The sequence below is a fragment of the Candidatus Hydrogenedentota bacterium genome (assembly GCA_035450225.1).
GTDB lineage: Bacteria > Hydrogenedentota > Hydrogenedentia > Hydrogenedentales > SLHB01 > DSVR01.
This window is the reverse complement of record DAOTMJ010000003.1, coordinates 60,678-80,468: the sequence shown is the minus strand read 5'-3', so window position 1 is coordinate 80,468 and position 19,791 is coordinate 60,678. Positions and strand designations below refer to the sequence as shown.

Annotated in this window: 16 protein-coding genes; 9 read left to right on the top strand and 7 right to left on the bottom strand. The window is 58.7% G+C overall.

Going from position 1 to position 19,791, the window contains the following annotated elements; translation table 11 throughout:
- The first annotated feature begins 10 nt into the window (after positions 1-10).
- The 6 genes from prfA (at position 11) to P5540_03385 (ending at position 6,265) form a co-directional block, all read left to right on the top strand.
- Entirely contained in the window at positions 11-1,075 is a 1,065-nt protein-coding gene (gene prfA, locus P5540_03410; GenBank protein ID HRT63848.1) for a peptide chain release factor 1, read from the top strand.
- Positions 1,075-1,926: a peptide chain release factor N(5)-glutamine methyltransferase gene (gene prmC / locus P5540_03405; protein ID HRT63847.1), complete on the top strand. Its 852-nt coding sequence runs from the start codon at positions 1,075-1,077 to the stop codon at positions 1,924-1,926. Before prfA ends, prmC begins: the two co-directional genes overlap by 1 nt.
- A 303-nt stretch (positions 1,927-2,229) precedes the next feature.
- A complete protein-coding gene (locus tag P5540_03400; GenBank protein ID HRT63846.1) occupies positions 2,230-2,856 on the top strand; it encodes a hypothetical protein in 627 nt (208 codons plus the stop codon).
- Between the two features lie 404 nt (positions 2,857-3,260).
- The gene (locus tag P5540_03395) at positions 3,261-4,490 is read left to right on the top strand and encodes an ATP-binding protein (GenBank protein HRT63845.1); all 1,230 of its coding nucleotides are present in this window, start codon (positions 3,261-3,263) and stop codon (positions 4,488-4,490) included.
- A 13-nt stretch (positions 4,491-4,503) separates the two neighbouring features.
- On the top strand, positions 4,504-5,583 hold the full coding sequence (locus tag P5540_03390; protein HRT63844.1) for a hypothetical protein: 1,080 nt from the start codon (positions 4,504-4,506) through the stop codon (positions 5,581-5,583).
- A 46-nt stretch (positions 5,584-5,629) separates the two neighbouring features.
- Complete coding sequence (locus P5540_03385) at positions 5,630-6,265, top strand: lysophospholipid acyltransferase family protein (protein ID HRT63843.1); 636 nt, start codon at positions 5,630-5,632, stop codon at positions 6,263-6,265.
- 11 nt (positions 6,266-6,276) lie between these two features.
- Here the strand turns inward: P5540_03385 and P5540_03380 are convergent, their stop codons facing one another.
- Complete coding sequence (locus P5540_03380) at positions 6,277-8,550, bottom strand: hypothetical protein (protein HRT63842.1); 2,274 nt, start codon at positions 8,548-8,550, stop codon at positions 6,277-6,279.
- Between the two features lie 364 nt (positions 8,551-8,914).
- Between P5540_03380 and P5540_03375 the strand changes: the two genes are divergently transcribed.
- Entirely contained in the window at positions 8,915-9,910 is a 996-nt protein-coding gene (locus tag P5540_03375; protein ID HRT63841.1) for a hypothetical protein, read from the top strand.
- A gap of 61 nt (positions 9,911-9,971) precedes the next feature.
- Positions 9,972-11,096: a glycosyltransferase gene (locus tag P5540_03370; GenBank protein HRT63840.1), complete on the top strand. Its 1,125-nt coding sequence runs from the start codon at positions 9,972-9,974 to the stop codon at positions 11,094-11,096.
- An 11-nt stretch (positions 11,097-11,107) separates the two neighbouring features.
- Here the strand turns inward: P5540_03370 and P5540_03365 are convergent, their stop codons facing one another.
- The 4 genes from P5540_03365 to P5540_03350 all read right to left on the bottom strand — a co-directional run bounded on the left by P5540_03365 (position 11,108) and on the right by P5540_03350 (position 15,903).
- The gene (locus P5540_03365) at positions 11,108-13,141 is read right to left on the bottom strand and encodes a hypothetical protein (GenBank protein ID HRT63839.1); all 2,034 of its coding nucleotides are present in this window, start codon (positions 13,139-13,141) and stop codon (positions 11,108-11,110) included.
- Between the two features lie 25 nt (positions 13,142-13,166).
- On the bottom strand, positions 13,167-14,738 hold the full coding sequence (locus tag P5540_03360) for a hypothetical protein (protein HRT63838.1): 1,572 nt from the start codon (positions 14,736-14,738) through the stop codon (positions 13,167-13,169).
- The gene (locus tag P5540_03355) at positions 14,729-15,085 is read right to left on the bottom strand and encodes a class II SORL domain-containing protein (GenBank protein HRT63837.1); all 357 of its coding nucleotides are present in this window, start codon (positions 15,083-15,085) and stop codon (positions 14,729-14,731) included. Before P5540_03355 ends, P5540_03360 begins: the two co-directional genes overlap by 10 nt.
- A 119-nt stretch (positions 15,086-15,204) precedes the next feature.
- A complete protein-coding gene (locus P5540_03350) occupies positions 15,205-15,903 on the bottom strand; it encodes a hypothetical protein (protein ID HRT63836.1) in 699 nt (232 codons plus the stop codon).
- Between the two features lie 310 nt (positions 15,904-16,213).
- Between P5540_03350 and P5540_03345 the strand changes: the two genes are divergently transcribed.
- The gene (locus P5540_03345; GenBank protein HRT63835.1) at positions 16,214-17,446 is read left to right on the top strand and encodes a PQQ-like beta-propeller repeat protein; all 1,233 of its coding nucleotides are present in this window, start codon (positions 16,214-16,216) and stop codon (positions 17,444-17,446) included.
- Between the two features lie 18 nt (positions 17,447-17,464).
- On the opposite strand, the gene P5540_03340 is transcribed toward P5540_03345, so the two are convergent.
- Both P5540_03340 and P5540_03335 read right to left on the bottom strand, forming a co-directional pair.
- A complete protein-coding gene (locus tag P5540_03340; protein HRT63834.1) occupies positions 17,465-18,613 on the bottom strand; it encodes an ABC transporter permease in 1,149 nt (382 codons plus the stop codon).
- Positions 18,610-19,791, bottom strand: coding sequence for an ABC transporter permease (locus tag P5540_03335; protein ID HRT63833.1), 1,182 nt, complete (start codon positions 19,789-19,791; stop codon positions 18,610-18,612). Before P5540_03335 ends, P5540_03340 begins: the two co-directional genes overlap by 4 nt.

Sequence of the window (19,791 nt, the reverse complement as noted above, 5' to 3'; positions counted from 1 at the left end):
GGAGCAAGTCATGCACGACAAACTCCTCGCGGTCGTCGAGGAGTTTGATCGCCTTTCGCGAGAAATGGCCACACAGGAAGTGGCCTCCAATCCCGATGCTTATCGCCGCCATGCCAAGGCGCAAGCGGAGATTCAGGAACTGGTGGCATGTTTCCGGCATTACCAGTTAAACATGGCGCGCCTCGAGGAAGCGGAACACGTCCTGCGTGAGGAAACCGATCCCGAAATCCGCGAATTGGCCGACGAGGAAAAACGCGATCTGACGCGTACCCTGGAGGATCTCGAAGCAAAGCTCAAGATCCTTCTGCTTCCCAAGGACCCGCTCGACGAAAAAAACACCATCGTTGAAATTCGCGCGGGCACCGGCGGCGAGGAAGCGGCCTTGTTCGCAGCGGACCTCTTCCGCATGTACAGCCGGTTCGCCGAACGCAAGGGATGGCGGCTCGAAGTCATGAACACCAATGCCACCGGCCTCGGCGGCTTCAAGGAAATCACCTTCAAGGTGTCGGGGGACAACGTCTACAGCCAGCTCAAGTTCGAAGGCGGCGGACATCGCGTCCAGCGCGTTCCGGAGACCGAGGCACAGGGCCGTATCCACACCTCGGCGGTCACGGTGGCCGTTTTGCCTGAAGCCGAAGACGTGGAAATTTCCATCGATCCGAACGATCTCCAGGTGGATGTGTACCGGTCCTCGGGACCGGGCGGGCAAAGCGTCAATACGACCGATTCCGCCGTCCGCGTCACACACAAGCCCTCCGGTCTGGTTGTGACGTGCCAAGATGAAAAATCCCAGCACAAGAACAAGGCCAAGGCGATCTCAATCCTGCGTGCACGCCTCCTTGCGCACAAAATCGAGGAAGAAAACGCAGCCCGTTCCGCCGACCGTCGCAATCAAGTCGGCAGTGGCGACCGCAGCGGCAAGATTCGCACCTACAACTTCCCGCAGAACCGTCTTACCGATCATCGCATCAATCTCACGCTTCACCGCCTTGAAAGTATTCTTGAAGGCGATCTGCAGGATGTGATTGATGCCCTAATCGCCGCCGACCGCGCGCGACGTCTCGCGGAAGCATAATGGACAGCAGACCGCAAATCACGGTGTCCCGGCGCCTGGCCGCCGCCACACAACGTCTGGCCGCCGTTTCCGATACGCCACGCTTGGATGCCGAAATGTTGCTTGCACACACATTGGGCATCACCCGTTCCGCGTTGCTGGCCCGTTTGCGCGATTGCACGGATGCGCCTGGTTTCGACGCAATTGTCGAGCGCAGGGCCAACGCCGAACCAATCGCCTATATTTTGGGTGAATGGGAATTCTTCTCGCTGTCCTTTGCGGTGCGCCCGCCCCTGCTTGTACCGCGTCCGGAAACCGAGCATCTGGTGGAAACCGTTCTGGCTCATGTCGGCAAGCATCCCGCCCGTGTGCTCGATCTCGGAACAGGAACCGGTTGTATCGCCGTGTCCATAGCCGTCAATGCGCCGAGGGCTTCCGTCGTCGCCACGGATATCCGACCCAAGGCCATTGAAACCGCGGATGAAAACGCAACAAGGCACTGTGTTCGAGAACGCATGACGTTTCGGTTGGGCGATCTCTTCGCGGCGCTCGATGCGGGCGACGGTCCCTTCGACGCAATCTGCTCGAATCCGCCCTATGTGGAAGATTCGGCATGGGACACACTGCCGCCCGTCATTCGGCTCCATGAAGATCACGGGGCGGTATGCGGCGGCCCGGCCGGACTGGACGTGACGGCAAGGATCATCCGGAACGCCCGGCGGCATCTGAGACCCGGCGGGCTGCTGGCCCTTGAGATGGATGACCCTCAGCGTGACGCGATCGCGGCGTTGCTCAAAGAGTCCGGTTATCGGGAAATCGCTTTTACGCGCGACCTTGCCGGCCTCAATCGGGTTGCCTCCGCCCGCCTATAAGCGCTACAAAAAACCGGGTCCACAACGCCCGTCCCTTCCATGGTGTCCATGAAAATCCTTGTTCAACCGCTGAGTTTCTGGTTCGAGCGAATACCATGTTCCCCGTGCTTCGCCAACTAAAAGACCCGGTATTGAAATCCGGCCTGACAGGCCGTCATGCTCGGTTCCGAGGACACCTGCTTCGACCGCATCCTCGCCGACGGATTCGACGGCGTCTGCCTTGACATCCTAGTTGCATTTGAATATTTTGAAGAAACATGATAATCAAATATGATGTTTCCGGAAATGGAGGAGGGTATCGAAATGAAGGTAATTCAAGTCATTATGATAATCATGCTTTCTGTAATTGCTAGTAGTGCATATGCGCTGCGCAGCATTGTTACTGAGGGCTTTACCGATTCAGATTATAAAGGCTACATACCGAAAAAAGTTGTTCTACTTGTTGATAACGCATCTAACAGCATGCGCAAGGAAATCGAGGAAAGCGTCAAGGAGCAACTGGAAAAGGCTGGTGTAACCGTTGTTCTCTATCGTGACCTTTTTCCTCCCACCCGAGAGTGGACTGAGGAAGATGAAAAAAAAGTATTTCTAAAGGAAGAGATTGATTCAGGAATCATCGTTTCTTTTGGAGCAAAGTCGCAGTCGCAGCAGAATGTCGGCACTCATACATTCAGCACAGCAAAATTCAACAGCTTTGGGGCTAGCGGATCTTCAACATCAGTGAACATTAATCGAGTGAAGTCGACAGCAGAGTTTTGCGTCGTGATGAAAGATATTAAGACTATGAAGACAGCATGGTATGCAGATATCACCACGAAGGCTGGTGGCAGTCTGTTTGTCGGTGAATTGCGAGACGCTCGCGCGGTAGCAAAGGGCTTGATAGACGGTCTCAGAAAAAACGGTCATTTACCTGAGGCAGCCAAGAAATGAGGCTCTTCTTGTTTTGGCAATCTTCATTCACCTGCATAACAGGGTTGAATTCTTCGCAGGACACTGCACGTATTCAATATTCCCTGACGAAACAAACCCGTAGTCTGAAGAGGCGACGGCAGAAATAGCCAGAGCCCTATTAGCAGGCCCGGCGGAGATAACGGAAATCGAGAGGTTGGTCGCGAGTACGCCGCATGGTTATCTCTGGTCCAGCTATGACCGCGAAGCCGACGTCCTCTATATTAACTTTAAGAAGCCCGCCATGGCGACCGACAGCGAACTGACCCAGCGCTGACGCGTTCGCATTTCATTTGTTCCCCACGCAATCCGGATGGTATGATCGTTGTTTCCGGCTGGTTTTTTTACGGAGGAGCACGGCCATTACGGCGGAGGAACGGCATACGGTGAGGACGATTTCGGTTCAGGTTCAGGACGATCATCTGGAATTGTTGTCGCGCGCGAAACCGATGCTGGCGCTGTCGGAACTGATATGGAACGCCCTGGACGCGGAAGCCACGGAAGTGCGCATCGAGTTCGCGGACAACGACATGGGCGGCATTGACGCCATCCGCGTGCGCGACAACGGCCATGGCCTCGCCTATGATCATGCCCAGGATGCCTTCCGGAATCTCGGCGGCTCGTGGAAGCGGGAGGAATCGCGCACGGCGAACCGGCGGCGGGCCCTGCACGGCCAGTACGGCAAAGGCCGCTTCCGCGCATTCGGACTCGGCAATTTCGTTCAGTGGATTAGTTCGTTCGATCGAAACGGCGAGCGGCACACGTTTCGCATCACGGGCCGCGCGGCGCGTCTGGGCGAGTTCGAGTTGAGCGACCCCGAACCCTCCGAAGCGCCGATAGGCATGACCGTGGAAATCGCCGATCTGCCGTCCAATATCGGCCTGCTCCGGGGTATCAAGGCCATCCAGGAGGCCACGGACTTCTTCGCCCTCTATCTGCGGCAGTATCCGGATGTGCGCATCGTGTACGACGGCGTTCCGCTCGATCCGGCCAACGCGGAAGATCGCTCGACGGAATGCGATCTCGGCGAGTTCGTCATGGAAAACGGCGAACGGGTCCATGCCTCCATGACCATCGCGGAATGGCTGGTTCCCGGCAAGCGCGGCATCGTCCTGTGTGACGCGAACGGCTTCGCCCTCCACGCGGTCAAGCCGCGCCTGCTGTTCCGGGGCTTCAGCTACACCGCCTTCCTCAAGTCCGCCCATTTCGTGACGCTCGAACGCGAGGGACTCCTGTCCTTGGAAGACATGTCGCCGGATTGCCGGCAACTGCTCGAGGCCGCGCGCCTCGCGTTGCGCCAACATTTCACCCTCCGCGAAATCGAACGGGCGCAGGATATCCTCTCGCAATGGCGGGACGCAGGGATCTATCCCTATGCCGGTGTCCCGGACAACCGCGACGAGGAAACCGAGCGCCGCATTTTCGACATCTATGCCACGCATCTGGCGCAACTCACCGCGTTCTCGGAGGCCACCAACGCCAACAAACGGCTCATGCTGCGCCTGTTGAAGGAACTCATTCATACCGAACCCACGCGCGTCGCGCGCATCCTCGACGAATGGCTGGCCTTCCCCGAAGACAAACAGGAGGAAGTGGCGGACCTGCTCCAGACCTGACCGCCCGTTTTCCATGCCGACACCTTTGGCCATTGCCTTCCCCCGCGACGGGGACATTCTCAACCGGTGCGACGGCGCCGAATCGCCGGACGCGCTGATCGTGACTGTCCGCGGAACGGCGGCCCCCGGTTCCAGCGTGCATGTCAACGGGAAAAAAGCCGCACGCGACGGGAAAATCTTCACCTGCGATGTCGCGTTGACCGAACGGCGCAACGCCATTCACGCCGAGGCGGACGGCCATGCCGCCGCCATCGAGGTCTTCTGGAACCGGGGCAGCCGGAAACGCTATCGCTTCTCCGTGGACGACAACATCCTGTTTCTGAAAGACCTTGGCACAAATCCGGCGGCCTATCGGTCCCTGTTCGATCACTGGTATTTAGGATTTTGGCAATCAATGCACATGAAATACGGGACAAAAATACATATAAACGTGTATTATCAAACCGACGAATTCGATCTGACGCAAATGCCGGATCAATGGCGTGACGAGTGGCGTGCAAATGCCGACTGGCTTCATCTTAGTTTTCATGCCTTGCAGGACAAGCCCGACCGGCCCTACCGGAACGCCCGGTATGCCCAGATGGCGCACGACCATGATTTGGTTTGCGGACACATCCGCCGGTTCGCGGGAAACGAAAACGTGTCGCGCACGACGACGGTCCATTGGGCGGAATGTCCGAAAGAGGCCGCCTTGGCGCTGCGCGACCGGGGCATCGATCAGTTGATAGGATTGTTCGAGGTCCAGGGATACAAAGGCCCTTGCACGACGGGCTATTATCTGAGCCGCGAACAGTGCGCCCATTGCGACAGCCGCGGGGCGTGGTTCGATCGCGAAACCGGATTGACGTTTATCCGCTGTACGTCGGTTGTCAATGCACTGGAAGTCGAGGCGATCGAATCGTACCTGAACCAACGCACGGCGACACCGCAAACCGCGGAGATGGTCGAATTATTGATTCACGAGCAGTATTTTCGGAAGGAATTGACATTGTACCAGCCCACGGTCCTTGAAAAAGTCGAGACCGCGCTGCGCTGGGTGGCCCAACGGGGCTACGAACCGGTTTTCTGGAGCGACGGTTTTTTGGGCGTGTAATCCACATGCGCGCCTCCGGCGTCCATGAAACGAGCGAGCACGGCACATGGCACTGCACGGAATGATGCAACGCACAATATTCGACACGCCCGGTCTTTCGCGGGTCATGCACTGGGCCGGCCTGCTTTGGCTGCGGGTTTTCGGTTGGCGGATGGAAGGCCGTGTTCCCGACGCGCCGAAATACGTGCTCATCGGCGCTCCCCACACCAGCAACTGGGATCTACCCTTCGTGCTGGCCCTCGCGTTTGCCTTTCGCGTGAAAATCTACTGGCTCGCGAAAGAGACGATTTTTTGGGGACCGTTCAGCCCGTTTTTCCGTTGGCTCGGCGGCATCCCGGTGGATCGCAGCAAAGCCAACGGAATGGTCGCGCAGGCCATCGAGGCCTTCGAGCAAAACGACCGGCTCGTCATCTGCATTCCGCCGGAAGGCACCCGGAGCAAAGTGAAGCGATGGAAAACCGGATTTTATTACATTGCCCTCGGCGCCAAAGTGCCCATCAATCTCAGTTTCATGGACTTCGGACGGCGAGCCGGCGGTTTCGGTCCTCTGTTTCAGCCGACCGGCGATATCGAGGCCGACATGAAGGAAATCCAGGCATTCTATGCGCCGATTCGGGGGAAACGCCCGGACCGGTTCGCCGCCGCGCCATCCGGCGGAGAAAATTCCGAAAAGGACACGTGAATCGGGCCATTTCATGAGGCGGGCTCGTCGTTTCCGGGCAAAAGTTCGTCCTTCGTATCATCGGCATCCGGCCCCTTCCCGTCCGAAACACCTTCCGGCATGGGAAGCTGCTCGAAATCCACCGTGCAGACATACCGGAATTGGCCGTAATTGCCGCGGACGTGATCGTAAAAGCCCACGCGGAGCATATATTTCGCCGGAACGGCCTTGACAGTCGTCCCGACCGACGTATACGTGCCGGCTTTCCAGCGCGAAGTCGGCACAACCGGATTGAAATTCCAATACAGGAATTTTGTCCCGCGATCCTTTTCTGGAAGTCGTTCCTTCTGCGACTCGTCTATTTCGGCCAGCAATCCGATGCGCCATGCGTCATCCAAGCGATCATTCAGGTAAAACAACAGGCGAATGGCAAACCGGTTTTCGGCGATCCGCCTGATTTTGTGTCCGCAAAGGTTCACACGGTCGTTCAGTTCATGTTCCGGTTTTTTCTTTTCAGCAAAAATGGCCTCGATTTCTTGCCGGCGCTGCCGGGCCACTTCATCGTCGGGCATGTCGCAGGCAAGGGCATGAAGACGCCCCAGTTGAAACACATCCAGATTGGGTGTAATCGGCGCTTGAAACATTTCTTTCTTTTGCGCGAGCGAACGCCGGTATGTTTCCTCGAATTTTGTTTTGGGAATTCGGTAGAGCGTGCAATCCTCGCCTGTCACCGTGGTATCGGAGGCGTCAACCAGCATTTCGATCGAAGGGTCGCCCCAGCCTTTCATCGTTCCGCCGATTTCGCACATGACCACGGAATACTCACTCGGAATATCCCTTACGATCTTCCACGCATCTTCGGCGCTGGTGATGGGATGAATGTTTTTAAGCGAAAACCCGGTCAGCCGGGCATCCATTCCGATATTGCCAAGCGTGGTCGAAACCACGACATCGGCATAGGCCGTATTCTGACGGATAAACTCGCCGGTTCTTCGGAAAAAGGGGCGCGTTTCCGGGAAAAGAGCGAGCGGCCCCCCGCTCAGCCACAGGATATAGACGGCGCCTGCAATCATAAAGACGACCGGACATGCCGTATTTACAGCCGAAGGCAGTTTGTCTTTTGCCCACGGCGACAACAGCAACAACGGCAACAGCGCAAAGGGACCAACGGCCATGAACGGCACAAAGAACATGGCGGAAAATCCGTGGACATACACTGCGGTCGGGAGGGCATAGGCCATGAGCAGCGGCGGGAGTCCCAGCAGAAGCAATGTCCCCGCCAGATTGGCCGCGGTTGTGGCGGCAAGACGCCGGCGCAACCCCGGCAACATAAACAAGGCAAAGGCCAGCAAGGCCGCGGCACAGGTAATCCAGAACAACCCTACCGCGGATTCACCGAACGCATCGGCAAAATGACCGGACCAGAATCGTTTGAAAAAGTCTTCCGGCGTTTTGGAATACAAACCCGCCCGGCTGGCCAAGGACGACACGTACCCCATCCAAAGAATCTGCAACCCATAGAGCGCAAGCGCAATCAGGGCGGGCAGGCCAAAAACCACCGAGCGTCGAAACCATGTTTTCAATGTGTCGCCCATCTCCCCGCGTGCAACCTTCAGCAGATAGAGAACGGCCACGATAAAAACACCCAGCCAATGCGTTGCCACAACCAGAAAGAGCAGCAGTTTTTCGAGGCATTCAAGCACACGGGCCCTTCGACCGGCTTGCCGGCGGGCCAGAAGCACGGAATCCACCAGCGCCAGAGCCGCGAGCAGCGACACGACGATACGTGTGCCGTATACGAGATTCTGCGCATAAAACATCGGTCCGGGCAGAAAAAGAACCAGCGCAAGGGACGGCAGCGACCATAAAAACGCAATTAGGGGCCGGCCGGTTATTCGATGGGCAAGCGAAAAAGCCAGAAACGCACAGAAAAGCGCCAAGACAAAATGATCCAGCAATCCCAACCGCGTCACCGCATCGTAGCCCGGCGGAATATCGAACAGCCATAACAGAAAATACTGGATGCAGAATCCCGCCGGCGGCCACGCCCCGTAGAATACACGGCGTCCGGTTTCCATGTATTCGATTGACGGCGGCGTCGAGACAAGCGAAAACCTGAGATTCCCAATTCCGCTTTCATGCCAATTGCTCAGGAAGGTAACGGTCCGGCTTGTGCTTGATTGGTGGGCAAAGTCAACGATCTCGCCGGACCAGGGTTTGCGCAGATAAACCGACAACAAAAACAGACACACGGCGATTAGAAAAAGAAACGCAACCGAAAAGACAATCCGAAATCTGCGGTCCACGTTGAAAAACACCCTTCCCATGACGACAACTTATCAGAGTCAAAAAACAAAAGCAAACCGCGGGAAATCTTGACGTGTGGGAATCGCAAAGAAATGGAGGGAAAATCACGATCGGTGGAAAACGACTCATTGCCGAGGCTGTGATATACTCCACGCGCCTGCATTGCATGCCACGGCCAAGGCAACCCGGCCGCAATGCCGTCATTGGTGGTGCGATTTTTTTGTCCGCAACATCCCTGCCTGCCGGGCGGATGCTGCAAACAGGAAAATCAAGGCAATCCCCGCAATGGCAAACCGGTTGCGGCGCGCCTTTGACAGGAGATTTCCGTTGGAAGACGAGAAGGGATCGCGGAGTGATCCGATTGTGCCGCGGGCGGTAGCCGCGATGTCCGAAAAACAGATTCGGCGGGCGCGAATCAAGCGCATCGCGGGGCTGATATTCGCGGGACTTGTCGTGCTCTTTTTCGGCGCGTATCTTGTCCGGCACCGGGATCAGGTGATATCCATCGCCACGCGCCGGGAATTGGCCCTTGCCTTTCCATTGGCGTGTTTCTGCGCCTTTTTCGGTTATTTGTTGCGCGGCGCATTGTGGGCGCTTCTGCGCCGGGAAGTGACGGGGCTGCCCATGAACGCGTGGCGTGGCTTCCATATCGCATCGGTCACGGGCATGGGCCGTTACATTCCCGGAAAGGTCTGGTCCTTCGCCGGCAAGGCCTACATGTCGTCCGAGTCGCCCGAAGACATGCCCGGCCACGTCGCCGCCGTATTGCTGGACAACCTCCTGTTTCTGGCGGCATTTGGTTTCTACGGCGTGGCGCTCTTCCTTGCGTCGGGCGTGTCAACCGCCCTTCTGGGCACGTACAGCGCGGCGGGCACCGCCGTCATGGCCTCGGCGCTCGTTGTCGCGGAGCCGCATATTTTCATGCGCCTGTTCAATTTGGCGCTGCGGATGGCGCACTATCCGCCTCTTGAACGCAAGCCCCGCTACGGCATGGTGGCCATCATCCTCTTGGGCAACATGGCGGCCGCCACCGTATGGGCGGCCTCTTTTCTTATCATGGTGCGGGCGCTGGCTCCGATTGGATTGAGCGCCGCCGTTTTTCTCGCGGGCCTGTTTTGCGCCGGATGGCTGCTCGGATTTTTCGTCCTGATTGCCCCCGCCGGCGTTGGTGTGCGGGAGGGCATCCTGATTCTGGGTTTGCAACAGGCCACCGCGATGTCGGCGGCGGAAATCGTCACGGTCGTCGTCGCAGCGCGTTTTGTTTCGACTTTCGTTGAACTGGCCTGCGCCGGCCTCGTGCTGGCCGTGGCGCTGTTTCACAAGACTCTGAACGATCCGATGCGGGAGTCCGCGCCATGAGAATCCCGCCGCCATCGAGGTCCGGGGTTGCGTCAACCGAAACAAGGAAAGGTCTTGCGACGTGGCACGAAAGATGAAGATCGTTTTATTCGGCAACAGCACGACAATGATTGCGGCCATCCGTTACCGGCTCGTGGCGTTTGCGGAACGCCTCCGCGCGGAGGGGCACACGTGCGTTGTCTGCGTGCAAGCGCCGGTATCGTGGTGGATGCGGTTGTACGAGGGGCGTCCGAAATGGTCGAAAATTCTTTACATGCTGCTGGTGCTCGCGCGGCGCGTGTGGCAATTGCGGCATGTCGTCGGCGCGGATGTCGTGTTCTTTCGCGGTCCCGTATTCGACTATGGCCCTCCTATTTTCGAGCGCATCATTCATGCGTTGAATCCGCGCATGGTCTTCGACATAGACGATGCGATATGGGAGCCGGCGGCGCACGTTACAAGTCCTTTTCTGCGTTTTGTGGATCTCGGCTGGGTGCGGAAGATGAGCGGAATGTGCCGGCACGCCATTGTCGGCAACCGCTACCTTGAGGCATACGTCCATGCGTGCAATCCGTATCTGCCCGTCGCGATTATCCCGACCTGCGTGGACATGAGCCTCTACACACCCAAACAGTGGAAGGACCGCCGCGACGAGGATCCGGTTATTCTTGGCTGGGCGGGACTTCGCGACAACCTGGGTTATCTCGAAATCATCGAACCGGTGCTCCAGCGGCTTGCGAAGAAATATCGCATCCGGCTCGCCATCGCCACACGCGGGCGCACCTACGAACTCGCGGGCGTCGAGGTGGTAAACCATGAGTTCGATCCGGCGCGCGAGGCGGACTACATGCGCGAGGCGGACATCGGCTTGATGCCCCTCAAGGACACGCTTCGCGCCAAGGGCAAATGCGCGTTCAAGGCGATTCAATACATGGCCGTGGGCGTGCCCGCCGTGATTTCGCCCGTCGGCATGAACGCCGAAGTCGTTACCGATGGCATCAGCGGTTTCCTTGCGTCAACCCCCAGCGAATGGGAGCAAAAACTCGAACGGCTCATCGTGGATGCCGGTCTGCGCCAACGCATGGGCGACGAAGCGCGCCGGACGGCCCTTGAACGGTACTCGCTCGATGCCAACTATCCCGTTTTTTTGGACGTCATGAAAAAGGTCGCGGGAGAATCCCCTTCCGATCCGGCCATGCCGGCGTAATGGGTCATTATTCACTTTTCGCGGAAAGGCGCCATCGCTTCGCGGAGGGCACGAAGGGGCGGCATGCCAAAAGTTTCCAAACATACCGTTCCGTCCGGTCGAAGAACATAGGTCGAGGCGTGGCCCGGATTTTTTCCGGCAACGATCGGGATGGCCGCGTCGGCGGGAAAAAACGGACCGTCTACCCTCAGTACGAACAGGACCTCTTTCCCGGGGAAAACGGACTGCGCGGCGGCAAGTCCTTCGAGAGCGGCCGCCGCCCCGGCCGCCTCGCAACAACACACGACGGCAACCGATCGTTCGCGTTGCCCGGCCTCAGGCAACGCCCCGGCGATCAGACGCCCTTCATGCCAAGCCAGTTTTTCCCCGAAAAGCGATGCGCGCGCGGGGCTGGACGAGACCACGAGATCGCCCAGTTCCACATCCTTTTCCGGTTCGGCCAGCAGATTCAGCGGTGCGGCGGAATTTCCGGCTGCGCCGTCCACAGTAACATATTGCGGCACGCCGGGAACGACGCTCGGCCAACGATAATATCCCGCCGAATCCGTGGCGGTGCGCCACAGGCGGCAGCCCTCCTTGCCGAATGTGGCGGAAACCGTTACGCCCGCGACAGGCGTCCGATTTCCCGCCACAACCCGCCCGCGTACCGTCGCCAGCGGCAGGAGTTGGACCCGCGCAGGCCCTTTGGAATCACGAGCAATGGCAAAAAAAGCGCCTTTGTCCGATTTCGTGTCTTCCACAAGGCCCAGCAACGGCCCTTCCGGCGGTAGGGAAGCAAAGCGCACAAGCGCCCGTCCCTGTGTATCGGTCACATACCAGCCCTGCTGTTCGGGGCGCACTATCGAAACAACCGCACCGGGTACCGGATGGCCTTCGGAATCGAGGATTTCCACGGTCCAAGCCGGGATGGGCGCAAGCCAGAAGAACGGCAAAAGCGTTTCCTTGCCCGCGACCACATTCAGCCGCAGGGCCGGTTGTTCGGGAGGAAGATATCCCGGAGCCGATTCGATGCGGAGGACGTTTTCACCTTCCATGGCGGAAATTGAAAAACCGCCGTCCGCTGCGGTCCGGGCCAGCGACGCGAGATTGCCCTGGGTCTCCAACGCAATTCGCGCGCGCGGAATGGGCAGGCCCGAAACCGCATCGCAGACTTTGCCCCGTATGACGCCGGCGCCCGCCGCATAAATCGTGATATTCATTTGCGGCTCGGCGCCGGTCACCGGCAAACGCTCCCAGCCCGCATTGCGATATCCGCCGCCCACCGCCTGGTACAGGTATGCGCCCGGCTTCAGGCGGACGGCGAATTCGCCGCTGCCGTTCGTCCGCATGATGGCCGTGTCGTGAGGCGGCTGGGCGTTCCGCAAAATGACCGGCACGTCCGCCACGGGCCGCTTGGCGTCTCGCAGCACGACCTTCCCCTGAACCAGTATTCCCGGAATGAGCGAGACACGAACGGACTGATCGCCTGTCATGATTTGCTCCACGGCTTCCTGGGCAAAATCGGGGTGGGCGACTTTTATTGCGATAGGACTGCCTTCCGGCATGTGTTCAATCGCAAATCGGCCCGATGCATCCGTGGCGGGCTCGACGAAACCCAGTGCGCGCAGTTTGGCCATGGGAAGGCCGACTTTCGACGGCCCCAGCAGGCCAATGCGGGTAATTCGGGCGCCTTCGACGGGGCGTTTTTTGAAATCGGAAACCATGCCCTCGACTTTTCCCGGCGATCCCAGCCGGAGAACCAACTCCGTAATGTCGGGTTCGGTGAAAAGATTGACCGTTGCCCCGCCGAATGCGGTCCCCTCGGCAATTGCGAAGACGCCCACCACACCCGCGCCGGCGGGATCGGCCGTGACATTGTCGAAGTGGAAAGCGCCGTCCGCGTCCGCGCGCGTTTCCATCAGTCCGCCCGCCAAACCCGGCTCGGCAAACACTCGCGCGCCCGGCAACGGCTTGTCGTTGACGTCGAGCACATGGCCGGAAATGGCATCGCCGCGCGCAACCATCGAAACAATCAACAATGCAACGGCCAAGATCCCGCATCTCATGTACTTTTCCTTTCGTTGACGCGCGTCAGGCGTATATGCGGCAAATCCGCGCCAGCAATCCCACGCCGTATAACGCGGGACGCCGAAGTCCCGGGTAAAAACGGCATGCCTTGCATAGGGCGGGACCAAGCCGGTAGTAAATCCAAATGCAACTGCGTCCCCACAAGAATTTCCGCAAGTAATTATCGCGAAATAGCCGAAAATCCTTCAATGTGTCCTCAAGCGGGGCGCCCTCCAGCAAGGACGTCAAAAAGCAGCGATCCGAATCGAACCGATCCCCCACGCCCGCGGCCAACACTCCTGCCAGCGCGGAAACCAACAGCACAAACAACAATGAAATACCCTGAAAATCGGCCGGATCAATGGGAATGATCGTGCCGCCTTCCCCTTCTCCTTCCCCTTCTCCTTCTCCTTCCCCTTCTCCTTCTCCTTCGCCTTCGCCTTCCCCTTCTCCTTCGCCTTCGCCAGTACTGGACGGATTTTCATAGGGTGCGATAACGGAGCTATTCAGCAGGTCGAATTCCAGCCGGCCGGCATTGAAGGTCACGTTCGCGATATCGTGAACATTCCAGTCGCCGCTGGTGGATAAGAGTTCAGGGCCGACGACGCCGCCTCGCGTGGCAATCCCGCACGGATGCGCCCGCAACGTCAAATGGCCTGGATTGCCGGCGCCCAATCCTTCCAGCACGACATGGATGGGATTGGCCGCAATTCGCGAGGGAGCGGCGGTAGAATAGGTAATGCCATTGTCGGCGCTAATCAGGACTACCACCGCCAAATACACGGCATCGGCCCAAACGACAGGATACGGTTCCCTTCCCATGGCGGCCGCTTCCCGGTCGCCGAGGAGGCCAGTCAAATCGTCGGCCATAAGGAGGGCGAGGATGCCCGACTCGCCTTCCCGAAGCAAGGATTGCGGCATCCGGACGGTCACCCGCCTTGCCGGGCCGGAAGGATCGGAAACGGCAATGACCGCGGGAAGGCCCGGCGGAAGATCGTCCTCGTCCATGCCTCGCCAACGAATCGCGGCCACCGTTCGTTTCGTATCGGAGCCAAGGGCGTATGCGCGGGCCAGCCATGCGGTTCCCGGTGCATTGAGCGAAAAAAAAGGATTGTCCGGCAGGCCGTTGGCATTGACATCGGTCGTATTCAGGGCCTTGGCCAGCGTAAACGACGAAAAATCGGTGACGGCGATGGCTTTCAGGCTGCGCGCCACGACGCCCAGTGCATGCAGGCCAACGTTCATGTCTGCGAGACGCACCGATGTAACCGTGTAGGGGGACTGCGACGCGGAACCGATTGCCACGGTATCGAGGACAAAATCCACCTGCCGGGTATCGTCGGGGCAATCGGTTTCCACCACAATGGGAAGCGGCATCGCGGCTGCGTCGGCCGTGGCAATCAATGTCGTGTACGGGCGCGGGAAAAGAATGGTCGTCTTGGAGAGGGTACAGCCGGCCTTTGCGTTGTCGAAGGGGGCGCCATGTGCAAAAGAAGATCCGAAGGCGGCCAGAACAACGCATACAGCCGCGGGAATAAAGGCAAGCGCGAGGGATGCGAGGCGCCGCACCCCCCGCGTGGAGGGTATTACGAACACGTGCAAACCGTCTTGGAAGTCCAAAGCCCGTGCAGGTTGCAGCGCGCCACGGCGCTGATTACGGCTTCGCGCCGGGGACATACGATCGTGAACTCGACTTCGGGCTGCATGACAACCGGACTAAAGTCGGCCCGTCCCACGAACAGATCATTGATGCGGAGTTCCACCCACTGAATGTGATGCTCGTTGGTGTTCGGGTGTTTGCCGTTACCCACGTTGACGCGAATTTTGGCGGGTTCGCCGGGTTTCATGCAGGCAGGGATGTCAATGACGGGTCCGTGCTTCTCGCCGACGGCCTTGTCGTCCGCGGCATCCTGCGTGTTCATTTTCCAAAATAAATCGGCCATGCTTGATCTCCTGTGTTTCGTTGTCGTTTCCACCTTGAATTGAGTCTACACATGCGGCGCACGCGGGCGCAACAGCCGCGCGAGACCCTGTGCCGGATAACAACCGATCCATGCCTGAATTATTCCCGCGTTATGTCTTCAAGCCGGCCGGTTTCGTCCTGAAGAAGACGGACGACGGGGTTGAGGAGTCCCTTGAGCGTAATCGCCTCGCGGAACACGCTGCGCATCAAAATCGCCGCCATGCCGCCTATCGTTACGGGGCGATCGCCCAAATCGGACAAGGTAAACGGGGCCAGTGCGATGTTCGCCGATCCGATGGGAAGGATGTTGCTGCTCATGCGCATGCGGGCTTCTTCGCAATGCAGTTCCTGCAGAACAAACGAGCGGCCGCGGGTGGTCCCGGATTGTCCGGAACCGGCCGCCTGTTTCGCCAAGGCGGCGAGATTGGTTCCCTGGCCAATTTCATGATGCAAATGGAACCGGACGCCTTCCAGCGTCATGCGCCGAATCGTGGGCGATTTGGAAAATACGGTGGACATCTGAAATTCAATGGAAAGTTGCTGGATTTCGATGGCCGGCCCCGGCTTGAACGTAGGCGGATTTCCAATGACGATATTATCAGCGACGACCATACCTTCAAGGGGATGTATCGCAATACCGCCGGTGGCGATTTTAACGCCAAGGGCATAATGCAGGGCCCGTTCCAGCACAACACGCGAATACACGTCCGCCTGTAGCAACAGATAAATCCCCGCCGCCGCTCCGGCAATCAACAGCAGGCCGGCGGCAATCAAGACCGTCTTGAAGCAACCCATCATGTCCTCATGGCCTTTCAGTCCCGAATTTTCCGGACAACGCAACACGCGAGTGGATTGATTCGCGCTACGGCCATCATATCATCGAAGGACCCGGGCGCATTACCCAAATCCGCACGCACGGAACGCAGCAAGGATACCGCGTCTACGATGGAAGCCGCCGCTTACTGCTTTTCCGCCGCCTCGTTCGCTCAAGCGTGGATTGTGCATTACTTCCACTCCGGTAAGCGAAAAGGCAGGTTGTTTCCCGATGGGCGTTTCGGGATAATCGCTCGCACCTTTGCAAAGGAAATAGGTTGGAGGAACGAACGCCTTGCGAATTTTACCGATTTCGGCAGGTCTGGCGCTGTTGTTTGTATCCGCCTTGGCGCATGGCGGCGATTCGCCGCAATTCCGTGGACCCAACCGAGACGGCCGCTTCGACGAGCAGGGCTTGTTGAAGGAATGGCCGGATGGCGGTCCGCCCCTGCTGTGGACGGCCAAGGGACTGGGGCAGGGTTATGCCTCGGCGTCCGTGTCGCGGGGCAAGATTTATGTGCCCGGCATGCAGGACGATCAGACCGCCTCCCTGTTTGTCCTGAATAGGGACGGCATCATTGAAAAGAAGATCCCCTACGGCAAGGAAACGCTGGACGATCAGGCGCCGGGGCCGCGTTCGACGCCAACGGTCGAGGGCGATCGGGTTTATCTGTTTTCGGGATTGGGCGTGGTCTACTGTCTTGACACGGCAAAGGGCGAGGTTCTTTGGGAAGTTGATGCGCTCAAGCGATTCCATGCCAAAAACAGCCGGTGGAATATCGCGGAGTCGCTGCTTCTCGACGGCGACCGGGTCATCTGCACGCCGGGCGGTCCGGATGCGCTTCTCGCGGCGCTGGACAAAACGAATGGCGAAACGGTTTGGACCACGAAAGGTCTTATTGACCAAGAGGCGTATTGTTCTCCGACAATCGCCGTTCACAACGGGCGGCGCATCCTCCTGACGGAGACCGGCAAGCATGTGGTGGGCATCAATCCGGACACCGGCGAACTGCTCTGGCGGCATATCCATTTCACGGCGTACGACATCCACGCCGTCACGCCGATTTACAGCGAAGGGCTTGTGTACTTTACGGGAGGATACGCATCGGGCGGCGGCGCGCTCGAACTTTCGCCCGACGGCGCTTCCGTAACGCTGAAATGGAAGGACACCAACCTCGATTGCCAGCATCACGGCGTGGTGCTTGTTGACGGATATCTGTACGGGACGAGCCACAAGCAGAACCGGTTGATGTGCCTTGAAATGGCGACGGGCAAACTCATGTGGAGCGCGAAAGAGGTCACCATGGGCGTCGTCGTATACTCGGACGGCATGTTGTATGTCTACGAGGGGCCTAAATCAGGCGTGGTGAGTCTGGTGAAAGCCCAGCCCACGGGCTTCGATCGCACCGGCCAATTCACCGTTACGGAAGGCACGGACAAGCACTGGGCGCATCCCACCATCGCCAACGGATGCCTGTACATTCGCCATGGCGATGCCCTGATGGCGTACGACGTGCGCGCGAAATAGCAGCCGGGCCGAATCGCCTCAGGATTTCACCGGAACAGGCACGCGGGACGTTGTAACGCAAGCGGTCAGGAAATACAAGGCCACGAGCGCCCAGAGCATCATGTATTCGAAGCGGATGCTGGCCATCGGAGCGCCCAGTTGGCTTATTTTCAGGAAGGCGGTGACTCCGCTGGTGCTGGGAATCGCAAACGACAGCATCCGCAGCCATGACGGAATGGCCTCGGGGGGCCACGCAAAACCGACGAGAAAAACCAGCGGAAGCGATGTAAACATGAAAGCAAGCACCGAGGTCTCGCGGTTATGGAAAAACGTCGAGAGAGTAATTCCAAGGAGCACGCTCGACAGGATATACGGCGCCAGCAGTACGGCGAGTCGCCACGGTTCGCAACGCAGGGGGAATTGATAGTAAAGCCTCAGGATGGCCAGGCTGTACAGTGTCGTAAAGACGGCAATGGTCAGGTAAGCGCCCGTGCGGCCCACAACCCGTTCGACGGTTTCAAGCAGGCGCGCACGCCGGGTGGGCATGCCGGCCATGCGTTCGCGGCGCGTGCCGCCCACCATGCCGACACCCAACACAAGCGTCTGCTGAATAATCAGGATAAAGACGGCGGGAATCGCATAGATTCCATAACTGCCACTGGGATTGTAAAGAGGAATCGCGACGAACGGCAGCGGGTCTGCGGTGTTTCGGGCCTTCTCGAAACCGGCGCCGGCGGCCTGAAGCCTGCGTATTTGAATGCCCGCGCCGAGTGTCCGCGCGGCAAAGGTCACACCCGTCCGAAGGGGCGTCGCAAACAACAAGGTGCTTGTGTCGTAATACGCCGCGACTTTCGATTGCCGGCCGCGCCGGATAGTCCGCTCGAAATCCGCCGGAATCACGACGATTCCATACACGTTCCGTTCGAGAAATTCGCGGCGGGCCGATTCCATGTCGGCGGGTCGCGACATAACGCGGATATTCTCGTTGGCATCGAGCATGCGGATGAATTTCCGGCTCAGTTCGCTCAAATCGTTGTCCACCACGGCGACCGGCACTTCCCGCAGGATTTCCTCATGATACGGAACGGGATAGAAAAACGAATACAGCACAACGGCCCCGACGAGCAGAATAAACGCGCCTTGGTTCTTGGCGATGGCCTTGTATTCGGCAAGCCAGAAACGAATCATGTGCGCCCCCAGTAGCGTTCGTCGGAATAAACCTGCTTCAGGCGCCACAGCATCAGGGCCGGACCCAGAAGGGCGAACAGGCACAGCACGGCGGCGGGATAAAGCGAGATTCGGACCGGCGCGCCGCGAAACGCCTGGTCAATGAACACCTGGAAGAAATAGGTCATGGGCAGAATGGATGACCATATCCTGCCGAACAAAGGCATCGCGACCACGGGAAATGTCGCGCCGGTGAACGCGAGCGCGGGCGAGCAGTAAATTCCCGCAAGACTCAGCGCCATGCGGAAATTGGGGAAGATCCCCAAGAGGAGAATGGCGAGGCTCTGATAGGCCAGGATATAGACAAAATAGGCGGCGGTAATCATCCGGACGCTGCCCTGCACGGGAATGCCGAAGTAGAGAAATACAAACGCGTTGGCCACATTGGCCATGAGAAAAAACAGGATCGTGTAGGGCAGCAATTTGCCCGCGACGGCCACGACGATGCTGCCGCCGGCGCGTTCGAGCAGTTCGCGGCCCGTTCCTTCCCGCAATTCGATGCCAAGGACGAAGACCGTGGTCAGCAGGACAAAAATCTGCAACATGTTCGGCAGGACCAGCGGAACGAGGTAATAGGCGTTGTTGGCGGTGGGATTGAAAAGGGTATGGTGGTCCACCGCCACGGGCGAAACGCGTTCCATGGCCGCTTGGAGCGGTTCACCTTTCTTTTGGCGGGTCTTGACGTTGATTCCGGCGGAAACGGCGGCCACGACAGTCTGCATGTCACGCGCGACAAGTCCGGCCGGCAACAGGTACTGGTTATTGTAATATCCGACGATTTTCGGCGACTTTCCGGCATACACGTCGCGTTCCATCTTTTCAGGGATCAGGATCAGGGCGTAGGCTTCGTTGGACTCAATAAGGGTCCGGCCCTGTAGCGGATCGTTGACGCGGTGCGCCACGCGTATCGCCTGGGTGGCATCCATCATCCGAACCAGCTTGCGCGACAAGGCGGAATGATCGCGATCGCACACGGCGACGGGCAATTCGACAGGTTTGCCGGCGCTGAACAGCGAGGCCAGCACCCCGAATGTGGCGAGCGGAAAGACTATCGCGAGCAGCCCATAAAGAGGTCGCGACGTCGCGCGCCGGCATTCACGCGCGACAACGCTCCATACACCGCCCGGCCTGCCCTTCAT